Annotated in this window: 20 protein-coding genes; 18 read left to right on the forward strand and 2 right to left on the reverse strand. The window is 71.2% G+C overall.

Annotation, left to right across the window (positions count from 1 at the left end; genetic code table 11):
* Positions 1-37 precede the first annotated feature (37 nt).
* Positions 38-751 carry a glutathione S-transferase N-terminal domain-containing protein gene (locus tag AX018_RS02445; RefSeq protein WP_111875730.1) on the reverse strand — a complete coding sequence of 238 codons (714 nt, stop codon included), beginning with the start codon at positions 749-751 and terminating at the stop codon, positions 38-40.
* 136 nt (positions 752-887) lie between these two features.
* Between AX018_RS02445 and dapF the strand changes: the two genes are divergently transcribed.
* From dapF to AX018_RS02460, 3 genes are read left to right on the forward strand one after another with little or no spacing between them, the layout of a single operon-like run.
* Complete coding sequence (gene dapF / locus AX018_RS02450) at positions 888-1,766, forward strand: diaminopimelate epimerase (protein ID WP_111875731.1); 879 nt, start codon at positions 888-890, stop codon at positions 1,764-1,766.
* Complete coding sequence (locus AX018_RS02455) at positions 1,763-2,464, forward strand: DUF484 family protein (protein WP_111875732.1); 702 nt, start codon at positions 1,763-1,765, stop codon at positions 2,462-2,464. Before dapF ends, AX018_RS02455 begins: the two co-directional genes overlap by 4 nt.
* A gap of 9 nt (positions 2,465-2,473) precedes the next feature.
* Positions 2,474-3,544, forward strand: a complete 1,071-nt coding sequence (locus tag AX018_RS02460; protein WP_245951398.1) for a tyrosine recombinase XerC — start codon at positions 2,474-2,476, stop codon at positions 3,542-3,544.
* A gap of 63 nt (positions 3,545-3,607) precedes the next feature.
* On the opposite strand, the gene AX018_RS02465 is transcribed toward AX018_RS02460, so the two are convergent.
* A complete protein-coding gene (locus AX018_RS02465; RefSeq protein ID WP_111875734.1) occupies positions 3,608-5,233 on the reverse strand; it encodes a methyl-accepting chemotaxis protein in 1,626 nt (541 codons plus the stop codon).
* 230 nt (positions 5,234-5,463) lie between these two features.
* Between AX018_RS02465 and AX018_RS02470 the strand changes: the two genes are divergently transcribed.
* The 15 genes from AX018_RS02470 to murD all read left to right on the forward strand — a co-directional run bounded on the left by AX018_RS02470 (position 5,464) and on the right by murD (position 25,158).
* The gene (locus tag AX018_RS02470; protein ID WP_245951399.1) at positions 5,464-7,941 is read left to right on the forward strand and encodes a hypothetical protein; all 2,478 of its coding nucleotides are present in this window, start codon (positions 5,464-5,466) and stop codon (positions 7,939-7,941) included.
* Positions 7,942-7,991: 50 nt separating this feature from the next.
* On the forward strand, positions 7,992-9,176 hold the full coding sequence (locus AX018_RS02475; protein WP_111875735.1) for a class I SAM-dependent rRNA methyltransferase: 1,185 nt from the start codon (positions 7,992-7,994) through the stop codon (positions 9,174-9,176).
* A gap of 259 nt (positions 9,177-9,435) precedes the next feature.
* The gene (locus tag AX018_RS02480; RefSeq protein WP_111875736.1) at positions 9,436-10,560 is read left to right on the forward strand and encodes a CobW family GTP-binding protein; all 1,125 of its coding nucleotides are present in this window, start codon (positions 9,436-9,438) and stop codon (positions 10,558-10,560) included.
* Positions 10,561-10,785: 225 nt separating this feature from the next.
* Positions 10,786-11,358: an RNA polymerase-binding protein DksA gene (dksA, locus tag AX018_RS02485; protein WP_415842055.1), complete on the forward strand. Its 573-nt coding sequence runs from the start codon at positions 10,786-10,788 to the stop codon at positions 11,356-11,358.
* 87 nt (positions 11,359-11,445) lie between these two features.
* On the forward strand, positions 11,446-13,209 hold the full coding sequence (locus AX018_RS02490; RefSeq protein WP_111875738.1) for an STAS domain-containing protein: 1,764 nt from the start codon (positions 11,446-11,448) through the stop codon (positions 13,207-13,209).
* A gap of 117 nt (positions 13,210-13,326) precedes the next feature.
* Positions 13,327-13,875, forward strand: a complete 549-nt coding sequence (gene hslV / locus AX018_RS02495) for an ATP-dependent protease subunit HslV (protein WP_111875739.1) — start codon at positions 13,327-13,329, stop codon at positions 13,873-13,875.
* 105 nt (positions 13,876-13,980) lie between these two features.
* Positions 13,981-15,297: an ATP-dependent protease ATPase subunit HslU gene (hslU, locus tag AX018_RS02500; protein WP_111875740.1), complete on the forward strand. Its 1,317-nt coding sequence runs from the start codon at positions 13,981-13,983 to the stop codon at positions 15,295-15,297.
* A 313-nt stretch (positions 15,298-15,610) separates the two neighbouring features.
* Positions 15,611-16,039, forward strand: coding sequence for a division/cell wall cluster transcriptional repressor MraZ (gene mraZ, locus AX018_RS02505; protein ID WP_111875741.1), 429 nt, complete (start codon positions 15,611-15,613; stop codon positions 16,037-16,039).
* A gap of 5 nt (positions 16,040-16,044) precedes the next feature.
* The gene (gene rsmH / locus AX018_RS02510) at positions 16,045-16,983 is read left to right on the forward strand and encodes a 16S rRNA (cytosine(1402)-N(4))-methyltransferase RsmH (RefSeq protein ID WP_111875742.1); all 939 of its coding nucleotides are present in this window, start codon (positions 16,045-16,047) and stop codon (positions 16,981-16,983) included.
* Positions 16,980-17,327 carry a cell division protein FtsL gene (ftsL, locus tag AX018_RS02515; RefSeq protein ID WP_111875743.1) on the forward strand — a complete coding sequence of 116 codons (348 nt, stop codon included), beginning with the start codon at positions 16,980-16,982 and terminating at the stop codon, positions 17,325-17,327. The genes rsmH and ftsL overlap by 4 nt, the downstream gene beginning before the upstream one ends.
* Positions 17,324-19,069 (forward strand): peptidoglycan D,D-transpeptidase FtsI family protein, encoded by a 1,746-nt coding sequence (locus AX018_RS02520; RefSeq protein ID WP_111875744.1) that lies wholly within the window; start codon positions 17,324-17,326, stop codon positions 19,067-19,069. Before ftsL ends, AX018_RS02520 begins: the two co-directional genes overlap by 4 nt.
* A complete protein-coding gene (locus AX018_RS02525) occupies positions 19,066-20,619 on the forward strand; it encodes a UDP-N-acetylmuramoyl-L-alanyl-D-glutamate--2,6-diaminopimelate ligase (RefSeq protein WP_111875745.1) in 1,554 nt (517 codons plus the stop codon). The genes AX018_RS02520 and AX018_RS02525 overlap by 4 nt, the downstream gene beginning before the upstream one ends.
* Entirely contained in the window at positions 20,616-22,106 is a 1,491-nt protein-coding gene (locus AX018_RS02530; protein ID WP_111875746.1) for a UDP-N-acetylmuramoyl-tripeptide--D-alanyl-D-alanine ligase, read from the forward strand. The genes AX018_RS02525 and AX018_RS02530 overlap by 4 nt, the downstream gene beginning before the upstream one ends.
* Positions 22,097-23,275 (forward strand): phospho-N-acetylmuramoyl-pentapeptide-transferase, encoded by a 1,179-nt coding sequence (gene mraY, locus AX018_RS02535; protein WP_111875747.1) that lies wholly within the window; start codon positions 22,097-22,099, stop codon positions 23,273-23,275. The genes AX018_RS02530 and mraY overlap by 10 nt, the downstream gene beginning before the upstream one ends.
* Entirely contained in the window at positions 23,272-25,158 is a 1,887-nt protein-coding gene (gene murD, locus AX018_RS02540) for a UDP-N-acetylmuramoyl-L-alanine--D-glutamate ligase (RefSeq protein ID WP_211322352.1), read from the forward strand. Before mraY ends, murD begins: the two co-directional genes overlap by 4 nt.
* Positions 25,159-25,168 lie beyond the last annotated feature (10 nt).

The following is a 25,168-nucleotide window of genomic DNA, read 5'->3' on the forward strand; positions in this document are numbered from 1 at the left end:
GAGGGCCGCCGGCCCCGGGCGGGGCCGGGGCGCGGTCTCAGGCCCTTGCCGGAATCTCCAGCCCGCGCGCCACGGCGGGCCGGGCCACGAAGGCGTCCAGCACGCGCTGCACGTGGGTGAAGCGCCCGAACTCCACCAGGTCGCCCGCCCCGTAGAAGCCCACGAGGTTGCGCACCCACGGGAAGACGGCGATGTCGGCGATGGTGTAGTCGTCGCCCGCCATCCAGGCGCGGCCGTCGGCCAGGTGCCGGTCCAGCACGCCCAGCAGGCGCCGCGTTTCGGCCACGTAGCGGTCGCGCGGGCGCTTGTCCTCGTAGTCCTTGCCGGCGAACTTGTGGAAGAAGCCGAGCTGGCCGAACATGGGCCCGACCCCGCCCATCTGCCACATCAGCCACTGCAGCGTTTCGTAGCGCCGCGCGCCGGCCGGCGCGAGGAAGCGGCCGGTCTTGTCGGCCAGGTAGACCAGGATGGCCCCCGATTCGAAGAGCGCGAGCGGCTGGCCGCCGGGGCCGTCCGGGTCGAGGATGGCCGGGATCTTGTTGTTGGGGTTGAGCGAGAGGAACTCGGGCGAGTTCTGCTCGTCCTGGTCGAAGCGCACGAGGTGCGCCTCGTAGGGCAGGCCCGCTTCCTCCAGCAGGATCGAGACCTTCACGCCGTTGGGCGTGGGCAGCGAGTAGAGCTGCAGCCGGTCGGGGTGGCGGGCCGGCCATTTGCGGGTGATGGGATGGGCGGCAAGAACGTCGTCGGTCATCGGGGCTCCTGGAGATGAACGGAGGAAAAGGACGCGAAGGGACGCGAAGGGTCGCGTGCGCCATCATCGCGCGGGCGCCCGGTCCGCGCTGGCGCGGGGGCATGGCATGCGCCGCGCGGCGGCGATAATCGCGCGGATGCAGATCCGCTTCACCAAGATGCAGGGCGCGGGCAACGACTTCGTCGTGCTCGACGAGACGCAGGGGCGCCTCGGGCTCACGCCCGCGCAGTACCGCTTCCTGGCCGACCGCCACTTCGGCGTCGGCGCCGACCAGATCCTCACCGTGCGGCCCGCGCCGGCCGAGGGCATCGATTTCGAATACGTGATCCACAACGCCGACGGCGGCGAGGTGGAGCAGTGCGGCAACGGCGCGCGCTGCTTCGCGCGCTACGTGCGCGACAAGGGCCTGACGGCCAAGGACACCATCCGCGTGCAGACGCTGGCCGGCGTGATCGCCCCCCGGCTCACCGATGACGGCCGCGTCACGGTGGACATGGGCCGCCCGCGCTTCGCGCCCGAAGAGGTGCCCTTCGACGCATCGGGCCTGGCGCCCGTGGCGCAGGGGGCAGGGCAGAAGTGGCCGCTGGTCGCTGATTCCATTGAAGAGTCTGCCCCACTTTTGGTAGCAATCGTCTCCATGGGCAACCCGCATGCCGTGCAATTGGTGGACGACGTGGACACCGCCCCGGTCGCGCGCACCGGCCCGGCCATCGAGCGCCACCCGCGCTTTCCGCAGCGCGTGAACGCGGGCTACCTGCAGATCGTGGACCGTGCCCGCGTGCGGCTGCGCGTCTATGAGCGCGGCGCGGGCGAAACGCTCGCCTGCGGCACGGGCGCCTGCGCGGCGGTGGCCGCCGGCATCCGCCTGGGCCTGCTCGATGCGCGCGTCGATGTCCAGACGCGCGGCGGCCTGCTCACCATCGCCTGGAGCGGCGATGCGGCCGATCCGGTCTTCATGACCGGCCCGGCCACCACCGTCTTCGAAGGCCAGATCGACATTCCCGACGCACCATGACCACTCCGCATTCCCCCGCCCACGCCGTGCCGCCCATCACCGAGGAGGACATCGCCGAGTTCCTCGCCAATACCCCGGGCTTCTTCGAGCGCCACGCCGAGCTGCTGACCGGCGTCACGCTCACCAGCCCGCACGGCCAGCGCGCCGTGAGCCTGCAGGAGCGCCAGGCCGAGATGCTGCGCGAGAAGATCAAGGGCCTGGAGCAGCGCATCATGGAGATGGTGCGCCACAGCCACGAGAACACCGCCATCGCGCAGAAGATCCACCAGTGGACGCGCGAGCTGGCCGAGGCCCGCGACCCGGCGGCGCTGCCGCGCGTGGTGGAGCAGGGCATCCGCCGCCTCTTCGACGTGCCGCAGGCCGCCCTGCGCCTGTGGGAGCTGGCCCCGCCCTACGCGGGCGCGCCGTTCGCCCAGGGCGCGAGTGCCGATGCGCGCTCCTTCGCCACCTCGCTCACGCAGCCCTTCTGCGGCCCCAACCTCGGCTTCGAGCCGGCGGGCTGGCTGCCCGAGGCGGCGCAGGTGCAGTCGGTGGCGCTGCTGCCGCTGCGCGAGGGCGCACTCGACGGCGACGCGCCGGCCTTCGGCCTGCTGGTGCTGGGCTCGGCCGATCCGCATCGCTTCGATGCGACCATGGGCACCGAATTCCTCGCGCGCATGGCCGAGCTGGCCGGATCGGCGCTCTCGCGCCTGCGCTGAGCCCGGGCCATGGCGCGCGCAGCGGGGCGCCGGCCGCCGTCCGGCCTTCTTCCTGCGGAGGAGGCTCCGCCGCCCCCCGCGCACCCGGGCGCGGAGCCTTCCGGGCCCCCGGCCGGCGGACCGCCGCTCGACCCCGACGTGCTGCGCTACCTGGAGTACGCGCGGGTGGAAAAGCGCCTCGCCGCGCGCACGGTCACGCTCTACACGCTCGATCTGCACAAGCTCGCCGCCTTCGCGCACGAGGCCGGCGCGCCGCTGCGCGGCCTGCAGCCCGCGCACATCCGCCGCTTCGTGGCCCGCATGCATGCCGAGGGGCGCGGCGGGCGCGGCATCGCGCTGATCCTCTCGGGCTGGCGGGGCTTCTTCACCTGGGCGCTGCGCCAGGGCCTCGTGCCCCACAACCCGGTGCAGGGCGTGCGCGCGCCGCGCGCGCCCAAGCCGCTGCCCAAGGCGCTGGGCGTGGACGACGCGGTGCGGCTGGCGGAGTTCGAGGGCACGTCCGGCGCCGACCCCTGGCTGGAGGCGCGCGACGCGGCCATGGTGGAGCTGCTCTACGGCTGCGGCCTGCGCGTGGGCGAGCTGGCGGGGCTCGATGCCGTCCCCGGGCCGGACACGCAGCGCCAGGGCCGGGGCTGGGTGGATCTGGAGGCCGCCGAGGCGCACGTGTTCGGCAAGGGCTCCAAGCGGCGCGGCGTGCCCGTGGGGGCGGCGGCGCTCGCGGCGCTGCGCGCGTGGCTGGCGGTGCGCGCCCAGCCGTTCGGCGGCGCGCAGTCGGCGCGCCTCGATGCGGCGCTGTTCGTGGGCCAACGCGGCGCGCGGCTCACGGCGCAGTCGATCTGGTCGCGGCTGCGCCAGCGCAGCCAGCTCGCGGGGCTGACCACGCCCGTCCATCCCCACATGCTGCGCCACTCCTTCGCGAGCCACCTGCTGCAGTCCAGCGGCGACCTGCGCGCCGTGCAGGAGCTGCTGGGCCACGCCAACATCACCACCACCCAGGTCTATACGCGGCTCGATTTCCAGCACCTCGCGAAGGTGTACGACGCCGCCCATCCGCGCGCGCGCCGCAAGCCGGGCGGGTAGCGGGCGGGCCCTGCCGGCGGGCGCGCGGCCGTGGCGATTCCCCGGCTGGCGATCCCCCGGCGTTCAGCCGTGCTGCAGCAGCCGCTGCGCCATGCCCGCCGCCACCGGCGTGGCGGGCCCGGCCAGCAGCCGCTCGCCCGGGAGGCGGAAGGTGGCCACGGCGCTGACCAGCTCCCGGGCGCGCTGGCTCAGCGCGGCGGCGGCGGCGGCCATCTCTTCCACCAGGGCCGCGTTGTGCTGGGTCGTGCGGTCCATGTCGTTCACGGCGCCGTTGATCTGCTCGACGCCCTGGCGCTGCTCCTGGCTGGCGGCGGTGATATCGCCCACCAGCTGCGACAGGCCCTGGATGGAGCGCACCACGCTGTCCATGGTCTGGCCGGCGCGGTCCACCAGGGCGGAGCCGGCGGTCACGCGCTCGATGCTGGTGGTGACCAGGCCCTTGATCTCGCCGGAGGCCTGCCCGGCGCGCTGCGCGAGCTGGCGCACCTCGGCCGCCACCACCGCGAAGCCCCGGCCCTGTTCGCCGGCACGGGCGGCTTCCACGGCCGCGTTCAGCGCCAGGATGTTGGTCTGGAAGGCGATCGTGTCGATGATGCCGGTGATGTCCGCGATGCGGCGGCTGCTGTCGTTGATGTCCTGCATGGTGCTCACCACCTCGGCCACCACCGCGCCGCCCTGCGCCGCCACCCGCGAGGCCGCCTGGGCCACGCGGTCGGCCTCCAGGGCGTTGCCGGCGTTCTGGCGCACGGTGCCGTTGAGCTGTTCCATGGAGGCGGCGGTCTGCTGCAGCGCGCCGGCCTGGCCCTCGGTGCGGGCCGAGAGGTCGCTGTTGCCCTGCGCGATCTGCAGCGCGGCGGAGGACACGCTCTCCGCGCTCTCGTGGATGGCCGCCACCATGGCGGCGAGCTGGTCGCGCATGCGCCGCAGCTGCGCCATCAGGCTGGTCGCGTCGCCGGGGCGCGTCTGGATGGCGATGGTGAGGTCGCCCTGCGCCACGCTGCGGGCCACGGCCGCGGCCATTGAGGGCTCGGCGCCGAGTTCGCGCAGGATGCCGCGCACCACCAGCATGCCGAAGCCGATGGCCACGATCACGCCCGCCAGCACGGCGGCGATCACGCCCGTGCGGGTCTCGTGGTACTGGACTTCGGCGGCCTCGTACGTGTTGCGCGCCGTGTCGAGCTGCACCTGCGTGAGCGTGGCCAGCACCGTCTGCAGCGGGTCCAGCGCCGGGTACATCTCCCGGGCGGCGAACGCCGTCAGCCCGGGGATGTCCTGCGCGCGCAGCAGGTGTTCGAGGGTCTGCACGGCGGCGTCGGCGCGCACCTGCAGCGGCTGGAACTCGCCGATCAGGCGGCGCTCCTCGGCGTGCAGGTCGGTCGCCAGGTAGGCGCTCCACTGCGTCTCGATGTCCTTGCGCGCGGCGGCGATGGAGTCGAGCCCCTGCCGCGGCGTCATGGCGCCGTCGCGCACCTTGTGGGCCGTGTCCACTACGTTGACCGCGTAGGCATCGGCCACCATCTTGATCTGCTGGAGCGGCACGACGCGGTCGCGGTAGACGGTGACCAGTCCGGCGTTGGAGCTGCCCATGCCCAGCAGCCCCGCCGCGCCGACGCCCGCCGCCAGCAGGCAGAGTGCGGCGAGCAGCCAGCCGAGCCGCGTGGATATCTTGAGCCGGTGAAAGAATTGCATGATGGTTCCCCCTGGAGGTTGTTGATCTGTGGTGCCATGGAACCCGGCTGGGCCTGGCTGGGGGCGATCCTAAGAAACCCGGGCGGAGGATTTCTCAACAATCCTCAAATCTTTCACTCCGAGGTGATCCCCTTCGTTATCGAAGGTATGAACGCCACCCGACCCTTTGCGCGGCATGCATGAACTCTTGCCGAATGCGCATGAATTCATGCCCGAGAATACCGGCCGTCATGGCACACAACACGGAGGGGCGCGTGGCGCGCCGGCAATGCATGGATGAGACCAAGGGGCGCGGACGGCGGGGGGCACGGGCGGGGCGTTGGCTGGGGGGCGCGCTGGCGCTGGTGGTGCTGGCCGCGATGGCGGGCGGCGGCGGGCTCTGGGCCCGCACGAAGCTGCGGGCCGTGGCCGCCGCGGCGCCCGCGCCCGCTGCCGTGCCGGCGGGGCGCGCCATCGGCTACGTGGATGCGTTCCGGCAGTCGCCCGGCGGCGCGCTGCACGTGCGGGGCTGGGCGCTCAGCCCGGACGGCGTGCGCAGCGTGGAGGTGTTCGTCAACGGCCAGTCGCAGGCCTTGCTGCCCCACGGGCAGCCGCGCCCGGACGTCGGCGCCGTGCATCCCGAACTGCCCGGCTCGGTGGCGGCGGGCTTTGGCGGCGACGTCGTCATCCAGGGCTTGACCCGCGGCGTCAGCTCCGTCGAGATCGTGGCCGTGGACCGCAAGGGGCTGAAGACCACGCTGCTGCGGCAGTCCCTGTTCCCGGACGACTACCCCACCCGCTGGCAGGCCGCCCGGCAGGGGCGCGAGCTGGACCGGGACGACGTGTTCTATTTCCCCATCGCCACCAGCCACGTGGGCGAGGGCGGCGCCAACGGCATCCGCGAGACCTATGCGCCCTACGAGAGCCGCACGGTCAAGGCCGGCATCCGCGTGCAGATCCTCTATATGCGCACCACTACCGGCGCCAGCGGCGACTACGCCTTCGATCCGGACTTCGTGCCGGACAAAAAGTGCGGGCAGCGCTTCATCGCGGAGGACAGCCTGAACCGTGTGATGCGCTTCGCCGTCGAGCAGAACATGCCCGTGCTGTTCACGCTCAATGCGGGGTTCTGGGCCGATGCCCCCTGCGACGCGCCGCAGTGGGACATCAACGACGTGCTGGAGCAGGACGAGAGCCTGTGCCAGTGGAACGAGAAGAACCAGGTCATGCCCGACACGGCGCTGGCCGCGCAGCCCGGCTCGTTCGAATCGCCGGAGCTCGGGCGCTCCCTGAGCCTGAACGTGTTCGCCGAGCGCGCCCGCTTCTACAAGAAGCGCAACCTGCAGCAGGCGTCGGCCCTCATCCAGCGCTTCGCGGCCGAGCACCCCGACCTTTTCATCGGGGTCAACCTGGACCCGGACGTCTATGTGAATCCGTTCTTCGAGGGGCGCCAGTGGTATGACTACAACCCCCAGACGCTGCGCCAGTTCCGCGACTGGCTGCGCGGCACGGGCCCCTACGCGGGCGCGGGCGGCGCCGGCGTGCCCGACCTCTCCGCCTACCGCCGCCCGCGCGCGCTGACGCTGGAGGAGGTCGGCCGGCTGACCGGCAAGCGCCACGCCTCCTGGGACGAGGTGGACCCGCCGCGCGAGTTCCCCACGCAGATGTCGCAGTTCTGGAAGGACCCGTGGACGCAGGAGTGGGAGCATTTCCGCCGCCACCTGGTCAAGCTGCACTACGACGAGCTGTCGCAGTGGGTCGCGCAGACTGGCGTGCCGGCCGGCCGCATCTATTCCTCGCAGGGCTTCATGCCCCCGGGCGAGCTGATCGACCCGTTCCCCGTGCGGCTGGACAGCCCGGCCAAGAACTACGACTCGGGCGGCATGTCGATCGAGGGCTCCGTGCCCGTGGAGGGCCGCCTCGGGGCCATCATCTACGGCAACAGCGCCCTCAATGCCATCCGCATGGAGGGCAGCGCATCGCTCTTCGCCGAGTTCCGGCGCTACAGCCCGGAATGGGCGGTGGTCGAATACAACACGGCCGACCTGCTGCACCCGCAGCGCATGGCCACCTACGAGCAGGCCTACCGCTCCCTGCGGGACGTGGCCAACTACGGCGCGCGCTTCATCTCCCCGATGGCCTGGAACGGCAGCCCGGGCGAGACCGCGGGCAGCCCGGGCTATGTCAGCTACACCTCGCTGCGCCGCACGCCGCTGGAGCAGGCCATCCAGCAATTCATGATGTCGCGCTACGACCTGCCCCGCAGCGCACGGCTGTGGACCTTCGGCGCCGGCATGCACCGGGATGCCGACCAGTGGCAGGCCGACGGCGGCGCGCGGGCGTCGGCCACGGCGGACGGGCTGCGGCTGCCGCTGGGCGGCGAGGGCCGCGCCGCCGTGCTCTCCCCCGCCGAGCTGGGCGCGCGCGCGGGCGCGTTCGACGCCCTCATCGTGCAGGCCGAGGGCGGTGGCGAGGACCTGCGGCTGGCCGTGGAGGTGCAGGCCGCCGGCGGCGCCTGGCAGCCCCTGGTCCCGGAGACGCCGGTGCGGCAGTGGGAGCGGGGGCCCGCGGGCCTGCGCGTCCCGCTGCCGGCGGACGCGGGGCAGGGCGCGCCCGCGTTCGACCGCCTGCGCCTCGCGTGGCGCGGCCAGGCGGGCTCCGCCGTGGAGCTGCGCTCCGTGGCGCTCTACCCGGCGCGCCGGGAGGCGGCCGCGCAGCCCGCGCGCTGACCGCCGGGGAGCGGGCCCGCGCCCGGCCCGCTCCCGGACAATATGCCCCCATGAAAACCATCCGCCTGCGCCCCGGCAAGGAGCGCTCCCTCCTGCGCCGCCATCCCTGGATCTTCGAATCGGCCATCGCCAAGGGCGGTGGCGACAGCGGCGAGACCGTCCGCGTGGAGTCGTCCGAGGGCCGCTTCCTGGCCTGGGCGGCGTTCAGCCCCCAGTCGCGCATCCGGGCGCGGGCCTGGAGCTTCGACGAGGCGCAGCGCATCGATGCCGCGTTCTTCGCCGCGGCCGTGGACGGCGCCGTGCAGGCGCGGGAGCGCTTCGCCATCGACAGCGACGGCGTGCGCCTGGTGCACGGCGAATCCGACGGCCTGCCCGGCCTGATCGTGGACCGCTACGGCGACACCCTGGTGGCGCAGTTCACCAGCGCCGGCACCGAGCGCTGGAAGGCCGTGATCGCCGATGCGCTGCTGAATGCCACCGGCCTGCAGCGGCTCTACGAGCGCTCCGACGCCAGCGTGCGGCAGCTGGAGGGCCTCGCGCCCGCCACCGGCTGGCTGCGCGGCGAAGGCCCCACCGGCATCACCATCCGCGAGCACGGCTGGCGCCTCACGCTGGACATCGCCGAGGGCCACAAGACCGGTTTCTACCTCGACCAGCGCGACAGCCGCCAGCGCTTCTCCGAGGCCGTGCGCCGGCTGGGCGCGCAGCGGGTGCTCAACTGCTACTGCTACACCGGCGGCTTCACCGTGGCGGCGCTGGCCGGCGGGGCGGGGCACGTCACCTCCATCGACTCCTCGGCCCCGGCGCTGGAGCGCGCCCGGGCGCACGTGGCGCTCAACGGCTTCGACGCCACCCGCGCGGATTTCCTCGACGCCGACGTGAACGCCTCGCTGCGGCGCTTCCTGCAGGAGGGGCGAACCTTCGACGCCATCGTGCTCGACCCGCCCAAGTTCGCTCCCACGGCGGCGCATGCCGAGCGCGCCGCGCGCGCCTACAAGGACATCAACCGCCTGGGGCTGCAGCTGCTCGCGCCCGGCGGGATGCTCTACACCTTCTCGTGCTCGGGCGGCATCGGCGCCGACCTGTTCCACAAGATCGTGGCCTCGGCCGGCGCGGATGCCAACGTGGACGGCTACATCCTGGAGCGCCTGGGCGGCGCGCCCGACCACCCGATGACGCTGGAATTCCCCGAGGGCGAGTACCTCAAGGGGCTGGCGGTGATGCGCAAGGGCTGAGGCGCCTCCGCGCGGCTGCGCGGCCGCTCCGGGGGCCTCCTGGAGCGGTTGGGGCATCGAATCGGCTCCATGTCGCCGTCAATGCTGAATAGTTTGCTATATATTTGATAGTTGCTGGGTGCCCGGCCCGGCGGAGGTGTCCGCGCCCGCAGGGGGGGTTGACACGATCGCTAAACTTTGAAGAGACCTTCCGGAGGCCGGGCCGCGCCGCCCTCCGGGCCCCGCGCCGCGGCGATTCTTCCTTCCTGAAAGACCTCCCATGTCCCTCATCCCCACCACCATCCTGACCGGCTTCCTGGGCTCGGGCAAGACGACGCTGCTCAAGCGCGTGCTGACCGAGGCGCATGGCCAGAAGATCGCCGTCATCGAGAACGAATTCGGCGAGGAGAACATCGACAACGACATCCTCGTGACCGATTCCAAGGAGCAGATCGTGCAGATGAGCAACGGCTGCATCTGCTGCACCATCCGCGAAGACCTGCGCGAGACGCTGCAGATGCTGGCCGCCAAGCGCCGCAAGGGCCTCATCGAGTTCGACCGCATCGTGATCGAGACCACCGGCCTCGCCGACCCCGGCCCCGTGGCCCAGACCTTCTTCATGGACGAGGAGATCGCCGAGACCTACCTCATCGACTCCATCCTCACCCTGGTGGACGCCAAGCACGCGGCCCAGCAGCTCAACGACCGCCAGGAGGCGCGCCGCCAGGTGGGCTTCGCCGACCAGATCTTCCTCTCCAAGACCGACCTGGTCAGCCGGGAGGAGACCGACGCGCTGATCCACCGCCTCAAGCACATGAACCCGCGCGCGCCGATCAAGGCCGTGCATTTCGGCGAAGTGCCGATCTCCGAGGTGCTGGACCTGCGCGGCTTCAACCTGAACGCCAAGCTCGACATCGACCCGGACTTCCTCAAGGAGGACGACCACGACCACGGGCACGAAGATCACGGCCATGACCATGACCATGACCATGACCATGACCATGACCATGACCATGACCATGACCATGACCATGACCACGAGCATGGCGAGCACTGCAGCCATCCCTCGCACCAGCACGGCGGCCACGGCCACCACCATCACCACGACGACGACGTGAAAAGCTTCGTCTACCGCGCCGACCGGCCCTTCGACCCCGCCAAGCTGGAGGATTTCCTGGGCGCCATCGTCAACATCTACGGCCCGCGCATGCTGCGCTACAAGGGCGTGCTGGACATGAAGGGCACCGAGCGCAAGGTGATCTTCCAGGGCGTGCACCAGCTCATGGGCAGCGACCTGGGGCCGCAGTGGGCCGAGGGCGAGCGCCGCCAGAGCCGGATGGTCTTCATCGGCATCGACCTGCCGCAGGACATCTTCCAGCAGGGCCTGGAGCAGTGCCTGGCGTGAGGCCCGCCGGAGGGTGTTTGTAGGATAACCACTACTTCGCGCGGGGCGGCCGCGCGTTGTCGAATCAGGTCGATACAATCGCGCCCCGGTAAAAACCGGAGGGCTTGCCGCCCTCCTGTCCATGCCGCGAGCCGCCGGGGAGCGCGGGCGGACCGGGAGGCCCCGCGGGCCCTTCGTGTCCACCCTGCGAAAAGGGGTGGGCGCGGCTGCCGGCCTTCTTCCCGTTTGAAGCAATTGACCGTACTATCCACGGCACCATCGCCGGCCACCCTGGCCGGCACAGCCAGCCAAAGACATACCATGCCTACGACCCTGCAAGAGCAATCGCCCGTCGCGGCCGCCAAGAAAGACCCGAAGCTGGCCAACAACTGGAAAACCAAGCCGGCCGAGGAGCTGACCGACGCCGAGGTGCTTTCCATGCCCGACGGCGAATACATGAACGAGAAGCAGATGGCCTTCTTCCGCCACAAGCTCGTCATGCTCAAGCAGGACATGCACAACAACGCCGGCGAGACCACCGAGCACCTGCGCGAGGACACCGTGGTGGTGCCCGATCCCGCCGACCGCGCCACCATCGAGGAAGAGCACGCGCTGGAGCTGCGCACCCGCGACCGCGAGCGCAAGCTGCTCAAGAAGATCGAGCAGTCCATCGCGCGCATCGACGCGGGCGACTACGGCTACTGCGACGAGACCGGCGAGCCCATCGGCGTCGGCCGCCTGCTGGCCCGCCCCACGGCCACCCTGTCGCTGGAGGCGCAGCAGCGCCGCGAGCTGAAACAGAAGATGTTCGGGGACTGACCGGCCGCACCCTCCCGCCACCCGCCCGGCGCCCGACCTTTTCATGACCACTGCGCCGCGGCGCGTGCCTGGAACCACGACGATCCCATGAGCAAGGAAGAATCCTCCCGCGGCCTGCTGTCCAAGATGGTGCGGTTCGTCCGCAACCCCACCGTCAACTGGAACGAACTCGACTCGATCGACGAGGACCGGGAGAGCCAGTACAGCAAGCAGATGCTCAAGGAAATGATCGAGCGCAAGCGCCGCAACGACTTCGTGCGGCGCCGCGAGTTCGATCAGTTGCGCAAGCTGCGCCAGCGCGAGGCGCTGCACGGCCAGCGCACCGAAGACCTGACGGCGCGCCCCTCGTTCTTCCACACCAGCATGACCTCGCCCGACGACCGGGCGGTCACGCTCAAGAAGATCGACGAGATCGAGGCGCAGATGTCCCAGCAGTGGTGGAAGAGCAACCAGCCCGCCGCCGGGGCCTCCACCGAGCCGGGCGGCATCGCGCCCACCGAGCCGGCGCCCATGGGCGCCACCGATTCCACCATCGCCGCGCATGCCCGGGCGTTCGCCCCCACCGCGCCGGCCAGCCTGCCCGCGAGCCTGAACACGGGCGCCGGCGTGCAGCCGCTCTTCGCCGGGGACAGCCTGCCCCCGTCGGGCCTGGATTTCCCGGCGTCCTCCCGCGGCGGCGGGCAGCCGCCCCTGCTGACCGAGCGCGCCGACCCGGCCGTGCCCGCCCCGCAGGCCCCCGAGCCCGAGCCTTTCGTCCATGAGCCCGACCTGGAGGAGGCGGCCATCCGCTTCGCCAATGGCGATTACGCCGGCGCGGAATCGGGCCTGCTGGAGGTGCTGGCGCAGCACGAGCACGACGAACTCGAACGGCAGTCCGAGTTCTGGATGACGCTCTTCGACCTCTACCGCGCCGTCGGCGAGCACGACCGCTTCGACGCGCTGGCCATCGATTTCGCGGCGCGGTTCGGCCGCTCCGCGCCCTTGTGGTTCTCCATGCCCGAGCTGCTGGGGCTGCAGGCGCCCGCGGCGTCCTCCCCCCTGGCCGCGGGGATGCCGCAGCGCGAATTCCTCTGGAATGCGCCGTCCGTGATCGCCGCCCAGTCGGTGGTGGCCCTGCAGGCGTCCATCGCCCGCTCTGCGCCGCCCTGGACCTTCGCGTGGTCGCGCCTCATGACCGTGGAAGAGGGGGCCCTCCCGGGGCTGGCCCAGCTCTTCGGCCAGTGGGCGGACCGGGCCGATGCCATCGTCTTCAAGGGCGTGGATGCCCTCGCGAGCCTGCTGGAGGCGCGCACGCCCTCGGGCGATGCGGGCGTGTCGCCCGAGTGGTGGCGCCTGCGCATGGCGGCGCTGCGGCTCATGGGCAAGCCCGACGAGTTCGAACTCGTCGCGCTGGACTACTGCGTCACCTACGAGGTCTCGCCGCCGTCCTGGGTGCCGCCGCGCTGCAGCTATTCCGACGACGACGGCGTGGCGCCGGCCGCGGGTGCCCAGGCCGGCGCGCCCGAGGCCGACCCGCTCGCCTCGGGCTTCGGCGATCCGTCCTCCTCGTTCATCGGCGGCCTGGAGCCCGCCGTGCCGGCCGCATCGCTGTCCGGCCACATCGAGGGCGACGCGACGCCCATGCTCGAACCCATGGAGGCCCGCCTGCACACCGGCGTGCCGTTCGCCATCGGCTGCGACCGGCTGGCGCGCGTGGATTTCGCGGCCGCCGGCTCGGTGCTGAACTGGGCCGCCGCCCAGCAGGCCCTGGGCAACGTGGTCCACTTCACGCAGGTGCAGCGGCTGGTGGCCGTGTTCTTCAACGTGATCGGCGTCAACGAGCACGCGATCATCGTCCCGCGCAAGAACTGACGGATCGGCGCCGGGGCCGTCGGCCCTTCAGCCCGCCCCTGCGGTTGGGATGGGGCGCCGCCCACTCCTGCGGGCCAGCCGTTGCAATCCGGGCAGGCACCCCCATTTCCGGACGCTATGGAACAGTTTCACGGCACCACCATCCTCAGCGTCCGCCGCCAGGCCGCGGACGGCACCATCCAGGTCGCCATCGGCGGCGACGGCCAGGTCACCCTCGGCAACATCGTGGTCAAGGGCTCCGCGCGCAAGGTGCGCAAGCTCTACCACGGCAAGGTGCTCGCGGGCTTCGCGGGGGCCACGGCCGATGCGTTCACGCTGTTCGAGCGCTTCGAGGCCAAGCTCGACAAGCACCAGGGCCACCTGACGCGCGCCGCCATCGAGCTCACCAAGGACTGGCGCACCGACCGCGTGCTGCGCCGCCTGGAGGCCATGCTGGCCGTGGCCGATGCCAGCGCCTCGCTCATCATCACCGGCAACGGCGACGTGCTGGAGCCCGAGCAGGGCATCGTGGCCATCGGCTCGGGCGGCGCCTATGCGCATTCGGCCGCCAAGGCGCTGCTCAACCACACCGAGCTGCCGGCCGAGGAGATCGTGCGCAAGTCCCTCGCCATCGCGGGCGAGCTGTGCATCTACACCAACATGCACCACACCATCGAGACGCTCTGACCGGCGGGGCGCACCTGCTCCTTTCAGTGTGTTCGCTATATTTTATGTAGCGAATTTCGTAGTATTCACGCCGACATGCGGCCCCTTTCGCTTCCAGGTTCTTCCATGTCCTCCATGACCCCCCAGGAAATCGTCTCCGAACTCGACCGCCACATCGTGGGCCAGGCGGGCGCCAAGCGCGCCGTCGCCATCGCGCTGCGCAACCGCTGGCGCCGCCAGCAGGTCGATGCCGGCCTGCGCCAGGAGATCACGCCCAAGAACATCCTCATGATCGGCCCCACCGGCGTGGGCAAGACCGAGATCGCGCGGCGCCTCGCGCGGCTGGCCGACGCGCCCTTCATCAAGGTGGAGGCCACCAAGTTCACCGAGGTGGGCTACGTGGGCAAGGACGTGGATTCGATCATCCGCGACCTGATCGAGGTCGCCGTGAAGCAGACCCGCGAGGCGGACATGAAGAAGGTGCGCGCCCGCGCCGAGGACGCGGCCGAGGACCGCATCCTCGACGTGCTGATCCCGCCCGCGCGCACCGGCGAGCAGCCGGCCGACAGCACCGCGCGCCAGGTGTTCCGCAAGAAGCTGCGCGAGGGCCAGCTCGATGACAAGGAGATCGAGATCGACGTCGCCGATGCGCGCCCGCAGCTCGAAATCATGGGCCCGCAGGGCATGGAGGACATGGCCGAGCAGCTGCGCGGCATGTTCAGCCAGATCGGCCAGGAGCGGCGCAAGACGCGCAAGCTCAAGATCGCCGAGGCCCTCAAGCTCATCGCCGACGAGGAGGCCGCCAAGCTCGTGAACGAGGAGGAGATCAAGACCCGCGCCGTGCAGAACGCCGAGCAGAACGGCATCGTCTTCCTCGACGAGATCGACAAGGTGGCCACGCGCCAGGAAACGAGCGGCTCCGACGTCTCCCGCCAGGGCGTGCAGCGCGACCTGCTGCCGCTGGTGGAGGGCACCACGGTGAGCACCAAGTACGGCATGGTCAAGACCGACCACATCCTCTTCATCGCCTCGGGCGCCTTCCACCTCTCCCGGCCCAGCGACCTGATCCCGGAGTTGCAGGGGCGCTTCCCGATCCGCGTGGAGCTGGAGTCGCTCTCGGTGGGCGATTTCGAGGCCATCCTCACCCAGACGCACGCCTCCCTCGTCAAGCAGTACCAGGCCCTGCTGGCCACGGAGGGCGTGGCGCTGGAGTTTTTGCCCGAGGGCATCACCCGGCTCGCGCACATCGCCTTCGAGGTCAACGAGCGCACCGAGAACATCGGCGCGCGCCGCCTCTCCACCGTCATGGAGCGGCTGCTGGACGAGGTGAGCTTCGACGCCACGCGCCTGTCGGGCCAGACGGTGCGCGTCGATGCGGCCTACGTGGACGCGCGCCTGGCCAGCCTCAGCCAGAACGAAGACCTCTCGCGCTACATCCTGTAAGAGCCCGCCTACAGGCGCCCCGCCGCCGTCCGGCGGCCGGGATGCGCGTGCGCGCATTCCATGTTGGCGCACAACCTTCAGGTATCACTTGCACAGGGTCTGCTAAGTGCTTATCCATGAAGGAATTTTGGCGATACGCTGCCTTCGCTGTCGCCGCTAAGTCCTTGATTTCATTGCAAAACTTTGTTGCACCCCCTCGTGCGGCTGGGTCTTTTCCTGCTACAGTGCAAAAAAGTGCAATTAAGTGGTGAAAAGTGCCCTCCGGCCCCGGTTTTGCGGGCTTTGGCGGCGACAACATGTCGGGGTCTGATCGGTGTTTCAAGGGGCGTCATCGCTGAGTCTGGATGCGAAGGGAAGGCTTTCCGTGCCGACCCGGCATCGTGACGTCCTCAGCGCGACGGCCGGTGGCCAGCTCACCATCACCAAGCACCCGCACGGCTGCCTCATGGTCTTCCCCCGCCCCGAGTGGGAGAAGTTCCGCGAGCGCATCGCCGAGCTGCCGATGTCCGCCCAATGGTGGAAGCGCATCTTCCTGGGCAACGCCCAGGACGTGGACATGGACGGCACGGGCCGCGTGCTCGTCGCCCCCGAGCTGCGCCAGGCCGCCGGCATCACCAAGGACGCGATGCTGCTGGGCATGGGCAACCACTTCGAGCTTTGGGACAAGGCCACGTACGAGGCCCAGGAGGCCCAGGCCATGCAGGGCGGGATGCCCGAGGCCTTCAAGGACTTTTCTTTCTGAAGGCCATGGCAGTCGCACCTTTGCTGCTTCAGCACACCACTGTTCTTCTGGACGAGGCGGTCGATGCCCTGCTGGGTGCCGCCGGTCCGTCGCCGGCCGGCACCTGGGTCGATGCGACCTTCGGGCGCGGCGGGCATTCGCGCCGCATCCTGGAGAAGCTGGGGCCGGGCGGGGGCCTCGTGGCGTTCGACAAGGACCCCGAGGCCATCCAAGAAGCAGCGCGCATCACCGATGCGCGCTTTTCCATTCGGCACGAGGGCTTTCGCCACCTGGTCGAGCTTCCCGAGGGCAGCGCCGCCGGCATCCTCATGGACCTGGGCGTGAGCTCGCCGCAGATCGACAGCCCCGCGCGTGGCTTCAGTTTCCGTTTCGACGGCCCCCTCGACATGCGCATGGACACCACGCGCGGCGAAAGCGTGGCCGACTGGCTGGCCTCGGCCGAAGTGGGGCAGATTGCGGAGGTGATTCGTGAATACGGTGAAGAACGGTTTGCTGGCCCCATTGCAAAGGCGATTGTTGCTTGGCGCGCGGAACGCGGCCCGCTGCGCACCACTGCCGAGCTGGCCCAGCTCGTGGCTGGCGCGGTCAAGACCCGCGAAGTCGGCCAGAACCCCGCCACACGGACCTTTCAGGCTCTTCGGATTTTCATCAACGCTGAACTGGAAGAACTGCAGGCCGCGCTAGAGGCCAGCCTGCGCGTGCTGGCGCCCGGCGGCCGGCTGGTGGTCATCAGCTTCCACTCGCTGGAAGACCGCATCGTCAAGCAGTTCATCGCCCAGCACTCCAAGGAGGTCTACGACCGCCGCGCGCCCTTCGCCGCGCCGCAGCCCATGCGGCTCAAGGCGCTGGAGCGCGTCAAGCCCGGCGCGGCCGAGGTGGAGGCCAACCCGCGCGCGCGCAGCGCCGTGATGCGCGTGGCCGAGCGCACGGAGGTGCCGGCATGACGCGCCTGAGCCTCGTGCTGCTGCTGGCCGTGCTGGCCAGCGCGCTCTACCTCGTGCACACGCAGTACGAGTCGCGCCGCCTCTTCACCGAGCTGGACCGCGCCATCGCCGAGTCGCGCCGGCTGGAGACCGAGCACCAGCGCCTGCAGGTCGAGAAGCGCGCCCAGGCCACGCCGCTGCGCGTGGAGAAGCTCGCGCGCGACCGCCTGCAGATGCGCACGGCCACGCCGGCGATCACCCAGTACGTGGCGGACGACGGCCGCCCCGTCGTCACCGCGTCCGCCGCGATGGCCGGCGCGTCCGGCCCGGCCGGTGCGGCGCCCGCCGCAGGGGGACGCCGATGAGCCGCAGCGTCCTCTACACCTCCAGCCCGCTGCTCGCGAGCAAGACGCCCGTCTGGCGCAGCAAGTTCATCGTCGCCATGGTGGCGCTGGGCTTCCTGGCGCTGGCTGGCCGCGCGGCCTACGTGCAGGTGTTCGGCAATGCCTTCTTCCAGCGCCAGGGCGAGGTGCGCTTCGCGCGCACGCTGGAGCTGCCGGCCAACCGCGGCCGCATCCTCGACCGCAACGGCCTGATCCTGGCCTCCAGCGTGCCGGCCGCCAGCATCTGGGCCATTCCCGAGGACGTGGAGCAGGACCGGCCCGAGGTGCGCGCCAAGATGAAGGAGCTGGCCCGGCTGCTGGAGATGCCCCTGCCCGCGCTGCAGGCCAAGCTCGCCGACGAGGACAAGACCTTCGTCTGGATCAAGCGCCAGCTCGACTGGGAGCTGGGCCAGCAGATCGCCGCGCTGGACATCAAGGGCATCTACCAGCGCAAGGAATACAAGCGCCAGTACCCCGAGGGCGAATCCGCCGCGCACGTGGTGGGGTTCACCAACGTGGAGGACCATGGCCAGGAGGGCGTGGAACTCGCCTTCGACAAGGACCTGGCCGGCAAGCCCGGCTCGCGCCGCGTCATCAAGGACCGCCTGGGCCGCGTGGTGGAGGGCGTCGGCGCTGAGGTGCCGCCCGTGGACGGCAAGGACATGCAGCTCTCGATCGACAGCAAGGTGCAGTTCTTCGCCTACCAGAAGCTGCGCGACCAGGTGGCGCTGCACAAGGCCAAGGCCGGCAGCGTGGTGGTGATCGACGCGCACACGGGCGAGCTGCTGGCGCTCGCCAACTACCCGAGCTACGTGCCCGACAAGCGCCAGAACCTGACTGGCGAGCAGTTGCGCAACCGCGCCATCACCGACGTGTTCGAGCCCGGCTCCACGATGAAGCCCTTCACCATCGGCCTCGCGCTGGAGACGGGCCGCGTGAAGCCCGAGACCATCATCGACACCAACCCCGGCCGCGTCACCGTGACGGGCTCCACCATTTCCGACACGCACAACTACGGCGTGCTCACCGTGGAGGGCGTGATCCAGAAATCCAGCAACGTGGGCACCACCAAGATCGCCATGCAGATGCCCGCGCGCGAGATGTGGGAGACCTTCTCCGCCGCCGGCTTCGGCCAGAAGCCGCAGATCCACTTCCCCGGCGTGGTGGGCGGCCGGCTGCGGCCCTACAAGACGTGGCGCCCGGTCGAGCAGGCCACCATGTCCTATGGCTACGGCCTCTCGGCCAGCCTGCTGCAGATGGCGCGCTCCTACACCGTCTTCGCCAACGGCGGCAAGGTCATTCCCGCCACCATGCTCAAGACCCACGAGCCGGCCGTGGGCGTGCCCGTGTTTTCCGAGCGCACGGCCGATCAGGTGCGCAAGATGCTGCAGATGGCCGCGGGCCCCGGCGGCACGGGGCAGCAGGCGCAGACCGTGGGCTACTCGGTGGGCGGAAAATCCGGCACCGCGCGCAAGCAGGTGGGCAAGAGCTATGCCTCGGGCAAGTACCGCGCGTGGTTCACCGGCATGGCACCGATCGACAAGCCCCGCATCATCGTCGCGGTGATGATCGACGAGCCCAGCAACGGCGTTTTCTACGGCGGGGCCGTGGCCGCGCCCGTGTTCAGCGTGGTCGTGCAGCAGACGCTGCGCATGATGGGCGTGTCGCCGGACATGGCCGTGAAGCCCCAGATCGTCGCCAACAGCGTCGAGGAGTCGCTATGACCGGAACCGCCGTTCCCCAGCCGCCACTGCTCGGCTCCGTGCACGAGGCGCTCGAATGGCTGCGCGCGCGCGTGACGCAGGGCACGCTGCGCACCGACAGCCGGCAGGTGCAGCCGGGCGATGCGTTCGTCGCCTGGCCGGGCGCCGCCACCGATGGCCGCATGCACGTCGGCGAGGCGCTCGCACGCGGCGCCGTGGCCTGCCTGGTGGAGCACGAAGGCGTGGAGGCCTTCCGCTTCGGGGCGGACGGCATCGCGGCGCTGCACGGCCTCAAGGCCGCCACCGGGCTGCTGGCCGCCGAGTGGTTCGGATTGCCCGCGCAGCGGCTGGACGTGATCGCCGTGACGGGCACGAACGGCAAGACCAGCACCACCTGGTGGCTGGCCGATGCGCTCAACCTGCTGTCGCAGCACGGGCTGTCGAAGCCGGGCCGCTGCGGCATCGTGGGCACCCTGGGCCTGGGGGTTCCCCCGGAGCTGGAAAGCACCGGCCTCACGACGCCCGACCCGGTGCGGCTGCAGCGCGCCTTCGCCGCGCTGGTGGAGGCGGGCGATGCCGCCTGCGCCATCGAGGCCTCGTCCATCGGGCTGGCGGAGCACCGGCTCGCCGGCACGCGCATCCGCGCCGCGGTGTTCACCAACTTCAGCCAGGACCACCTGGACTACCACCCCGGCATGGCCGCGTACTGGCAGGCCAAGAGCGCGCTCTTCGACTGGCCCGGACTGCAGGCCGCCATCGTCAACATCGACGATCCGCGCGGCGCGGAGTTGGCCGATGCGCTCGCGCAGCGCCCGCTCGACCTGTGGACCACGTCCATCGCCGGCCCCGCGCGCCTGCAGGCCCGCGACATCGCCTGGGGCGAGGGCGGCCTGCGCTTCACGGTGGCCGAGGGCGTGCACACCCATGTGCTGCAGACGCGGGTGATCGGCCACTACAACATCCACAACCTGCTCGCCGTGGCCGCCGCGCTGCGCGCGCTGGGCGTGCCGCTGGAGCATGCGCTCTGGGCCTGTGCCCAGCTCTCGCCCGTGCCCGGCCGCATGGAGCTGATCCACCTGCCGGGCCAGCCGCTCGTGGCCGTGGACTATGCCCACACGCCCGATGCGCTGGACCAGGCGCTGCAGGCCCTGCGGCCCGTGGCCGCCGAGCGCGGCGGGCGCCTCTGGTGCGTGTTCGGCTGCGGGGGCAACCGCGACCGCGCCAAGCGGCCCCTCATGGGGCGCATCGCGCAGCAGCGCGCCGATGCGGTGATCGTGACCAGCGACAACCCGCGCAACGAAGACCCCGCAGCCATCCTGCAGGAGATCCTGCGGGGCACCGCGGAGGGGGCCCTGGTGCGGGCCGAACCCGACCGCGAGGTGGCCATCGCGCGCGCCCTGGCCGATGCGGGCACGAGCGACGTGGTGCTCATCGCCGGCAAGGGCCATGAGGACTACCAGGAAGCGGCGGGCGTGCGCCGGCCCTTCTCCGACGCCGCCCATGCACGGGCGGCGCTCGGCCTGCGGGACGCCGGCGGCGCGGCCCCCACCGAGCCGGGAGGCCTGCCATGACCGCGCCCGCCCTGCTCACCCTGCGGGATGCGCACGCGCTCGTGCAGGCCCGCGTGCCCCAGGCGCGCCTCGCCGGGGATGCGCAGCTGCCCCTGGCCCGCGTGCACACCGACACGCGCACCCTGCGCGCGGGCGACCTGTTCGTGGCGCTCAAGGGCGAGCGCTTCGATGCCAATGACTTCCTCGCCGACGCGCGCGCGGGCGGTGCCGCCGCGGCCCTGGCCCATCCCGGCCGGCTGGAGGCCGCGGGCCTGCCCGGCATCGAGGTGCCCGACACGCTCGCGGCGCTGGGCGCTCTCGCGGCGGGCTGGCGCGCGCGCCTCGCGCTGCCGCTCATCGGGGTGACGGGCAGCAACGGCAAGACCACCGTCACGCAGATGACCGCCTCGGTGCTGCGTGCCTGGAAGGGCGAGGCCGCATTTGCAACGCAAGGCAACTTCAACAACGACATCGGCGTGCCGCTGATGCTGCTGCGCCTGGGCGCGCAGCACGAGGCCGCGGTCATCGAACTCGGCATGAACCATCCGGGCGAGATCGCCTACCTTGCCGACATCGCGCGGCCCACGGTGGCACTCGTCAACAACGCGCAGCGCGAGCACCTGGAGTTCATGCGCACGGTGCGCGCGGTGGCCGAGGAGAACGGCTCCGTGATCGCGGCGCTGTCCGCGGACGGCGTGGCGGTGTTCCCCGCCGACGACGAATACACGCCCCTCTGGCGCGAGATCGCGGGCGCGCGCCGCTGCCTCACGTTCGGCGCGCAGGCCGGCAGCCGCGCGGAGGTGCGCTGCACGCAGGCCCGCTGGGAGGCGGGCGCGTGGCGCGTACACATCGACACGCCGCAGGGCGCCTTCGATGGCACGCTGCGCATCGCGGGTCGCCACAACGTGGCCAATGCGCTGGCCGCCACGGCCTGCGCGCTGGCCGCGGGCGCGCCGCTCGATGCCATCGCGCGCGGCCTCGCGGCCTTCGAGCCGGTGAAGGGCCGCTCGCGCGCCTTCGAGGCCTGGGTGCCGCAGCCCTCCGGGGCGCCGCGCGCCCTCACGGCCGTGGACGACACCTACAACGCCAACCCCGACTCCATGCGCGCCGCCATCGACGTGCTGGCCGAACTGCCCGGCCCGCAACTGCTGGTGATGGGCGACATGGGCGAGGTGGGGGACGAAGGGCCGCAGTTCCATGCCGAGGCGGGCGCCCATGCGCGCGAATGCGGCATCGGCCGGCTGTTCGCGCTGGGCGCGCTCAGCACATACGCCGCGCGGGCCTTCGGGCCGGATGCGCGGCATTTCGACGACATGGCATCGCTGCTCGCGGCGGTGCAAGACACCCTGCCCGCGGTGGGCAGCGTGCTGGTGAAGGGATCGCGGTTCATGAAGATGGAACAGGTGGTGCAGGCGCTGGAAGCGGCCTCGCAAATCCGCCCGCAGGACGGCAACGGCGCAGGCGGCACGGCCCGCGCCACCACCCCGGGGAGCACCGCATGCTGCTGATGCTCTCCCAATGGCTGCAGGGGCTCTCGCCCGAGTTCGGCTTCTTCCGCGTGTTCCAGTACCTCACCTTCCGCGCGGTGATGGCGGCCATGACGGCGCTGCTCATCGGCCTCGTCGCAGGGCCGAAGGTGATCCGCGTCCTCTCGGCCCTCAAGATCGGCCAGCCGATCCGCGGCTATGCGATGGAGTCGCACCTCTCCAAGAGCGGCACGCCCACCATGGGCGGCGTGCTCATCCTGGGCTCCATCGCCATCTCCACGCTGCTGTGGTTCGATCTCTCCAACCGCTTCGTGTGGGTGGTGCTGGCCGTCACGCTGGGCTTCGGCGCCATCGGCTGGGTGGACGACTGGCGCAAGGTGGTGCGCAAGGACCCCGAGGGCATGCGCTCGCGCGAGAAGTATTTCTGGCAATCCGTCATCGGCCTGCTGGCGGCGCTGTACCTGGTGTTCTGCATCTCCGAGAACTCCAACGCGCGCGTGTTCGAGCTGTTCATCACCTGGATCCAGTCCGGCTTCTCGATGGACCTGCCGCCGCAGGCCGGCCTGCTGGTGCCTTTCTTCAAGGAGGTGAGCTACCCGCTCGGCGTGCTCGGCTTCGTGATTCTGACCTACCTCGTCATCGTGGGGTCGAGCAATGCCGTGAACCTCACCGACGGGCTGGACGGCCTCGCCATCATGCCCGTGGTCATGGTGGGCGCCTCGCTCGGCGTGTTCGCCTATGTGACCGGCAGCTCGGTCTATTCCAAGTACCTGCTGTTCCCCAACATCGCGGGCGCGGGCGAGCTGCTGATCTTCTGCTCGGCCATGGCCGGCGCGGGCCTCGCCTTCCTGTGGTTCAACACCCACCCGGCGCAGGTCTTCATGGGCGACGTGGGCGCGCTCGCGCTGGGCGGCGCGCTGGGCACCATCGCCGTCATCGTGCGCCAGGAGATCGTGCTGGCCATCATGGGCGGCATCTTCGTGGTCGAGGCGCTGTCGGTGATGCTGCAGGTGGCGTGGTTCAAGTACACCAAGCGCCGCTACGGCGAGGGCCGGCGCCTGCTCAAGATGGCGCCGCTGCACCACCACTTCGAGAAGAGCGGCTGGAAGGAGACGCAGGTCGTCGTGCGCTTCTGGATCATCACCATGCTGCTGTGCCTGATCGGCCTCACCACGCTGAAACTGCGATGAACCCGCTCGACCGCGACCCCCTCGCTGCCGCCGAACCGGCGCTGCCCCCGTCCCCGGAGGCGGCCGCCGGGCCGGAGCATGCGCCCGTGCCGTCGGGCCCGGGCGAGGCACCGGTGCCCGGTGCCGGTGCCGGTGCCGGCACGCCCGTGCCCACGCTCGCGGACGCCATCGACATGACCGCGCCGCGCGTATCGGCGGCGCAGGCCGCCTCGGAGTTCGTGGCCCGCATCTTCGCGGACGTGCAGGCGCCCGAGGGCGAAGACGGGCCCGCCCCGGAACCGCAGGCCGAGGCTTTCGCCGGGGCCGATTCTGTAGAGGCGCCCGCCGCCGCCGCGGCCGGCCGCCCGGGCGAGGGGCTGCGCCCGCTCGACGGGCAGAACCTCCTCATCCTGGGGCTGGGGGCCTCGGGCCTGGCGATGGCGCGCTGGTGCGTGCGCTGCGGCGCCCGCGAGGTGACCGTGGCCGATACGCGCACGGCGCCGCCGCAGCTCGCCGCGCTGCAGGCCGAGCTGCCGCAGGTGCGCTTCGTGTCCGGCGCCTTCGATGCCGCGCTCGTGCAGGGGCGTGGGCTGCAGGGCGTGTACCGCTCGCCGGGCCTGAGTCCCGCGACGTTTGCTCCTGTTTTTGTAGCTGCAAAGCAAGAAAACATGGCGACTGGCGGGGAGCTGGACCTCTTTTCCCAGGCCCTGGCGGCGCTCCGGGCATCGCATGGCTATGCGCCCGCGGTGCTGGCCGTCACCGGCACCAACGGCAAGACCACGGTGACCTCGCTCACCGGCCTGCTCGTGGAATGCGCGGGCCGCTCCGTGGCGGTGGCCGGCAACATCGGCCCCACCCTGCTCGACACGCTGGGCCGCCACCTGGACGCGGACGCGCTGCCCGAGGCCTGGGTGCTCGAACTCTCCAGCTTCCAGCTGGAAGGCGTCGCCGGCTTCGAGCCCACGGCCGCCACCGTGCTCAACATCACGCAGGACCACCTCGACTGGCACGGCGACCTGCAGGCCTACGCGGGCGCCAAGGCCCGTGTCTTCGGTGCGTCGGGGCTCATGGTGCTCAACCGCGAGGACCCGTCGGTGATGGCCATGCTGCCGCCGCCCGTGCGGGTCAAGCTGCAAAAGCCCCAGTTGCGTGCCCACGTGACCTTCGGCGGCGACATGCCCCAGCGCCCCGGCGACTTCGGCATCGAGGTCGTCAACGGCATGGCCTGGCTGGTGCGCGCGCAGGAAGCCGACGAGACCGCGAAGCGCGTGCGCGGGCAGGCCGAGGAAGACCTGCACATCCAGCGCCTGATGCCGGCCGACGCGCTGCGCATCCGGGGCCGGCACAACGCGGTGAACGCGCTGGCCGCGCTGGCGCTGGCCCATGCCGCCGGCTGCGCCTTCGCGCCCATGCTCTATGCCCTGCGCGAGTACCGCGGCGAGCCCCACCGCGTGGAATCCGTGGGCCGTTTGAACGAGTTGGAGTATTTCGACGACAGCAAGGGCACCAACGTGGGCGCCACGGTGGCCGCGCTGGGGGGCCTGGGCGCGGACCGGCGCGTCGTCGTCATCCTGGGCGGCGACGGCAAGGGGCAGGATTTCTCGCCGCTGGCCGCGCCCGTGGCCCGCTATGCGCGCGCTGCCGTGCTCATCGGCCGCGACGGCCCGCAGATCCGCGCCGCGCTGCAGGGCGCCGGCGTGCCGCTGATCGACGCCGCGACGCTGCCCGAAGCCGTGGGCATCGCCACGCAGCGCGCCCACGCGGGCGACGCCGTGCTGATGTCGCCCGCCTGCGCGAGCTTCGACATGTTCCGGAATTACGAACACCGCGCCGAGGTGTTCCGCGAGGCCGTTCAGGCCCTCGCCGACGAGGCCGGTCAGGCGCTGGAAGGGGGCCTCGCATGAGCGCCGTCCG

Origin of the sequence: Paracidovorax anthurii, assembly GCF_003269065.1 — a bacterium.
Taxonomy (GTDB): Bacteria; Pseudomonadota; Gammaproteobacteria; order Burkholderiales; family Burkholderiaceae_C; genus Paracidovorax; species Paracidovorax anthurii.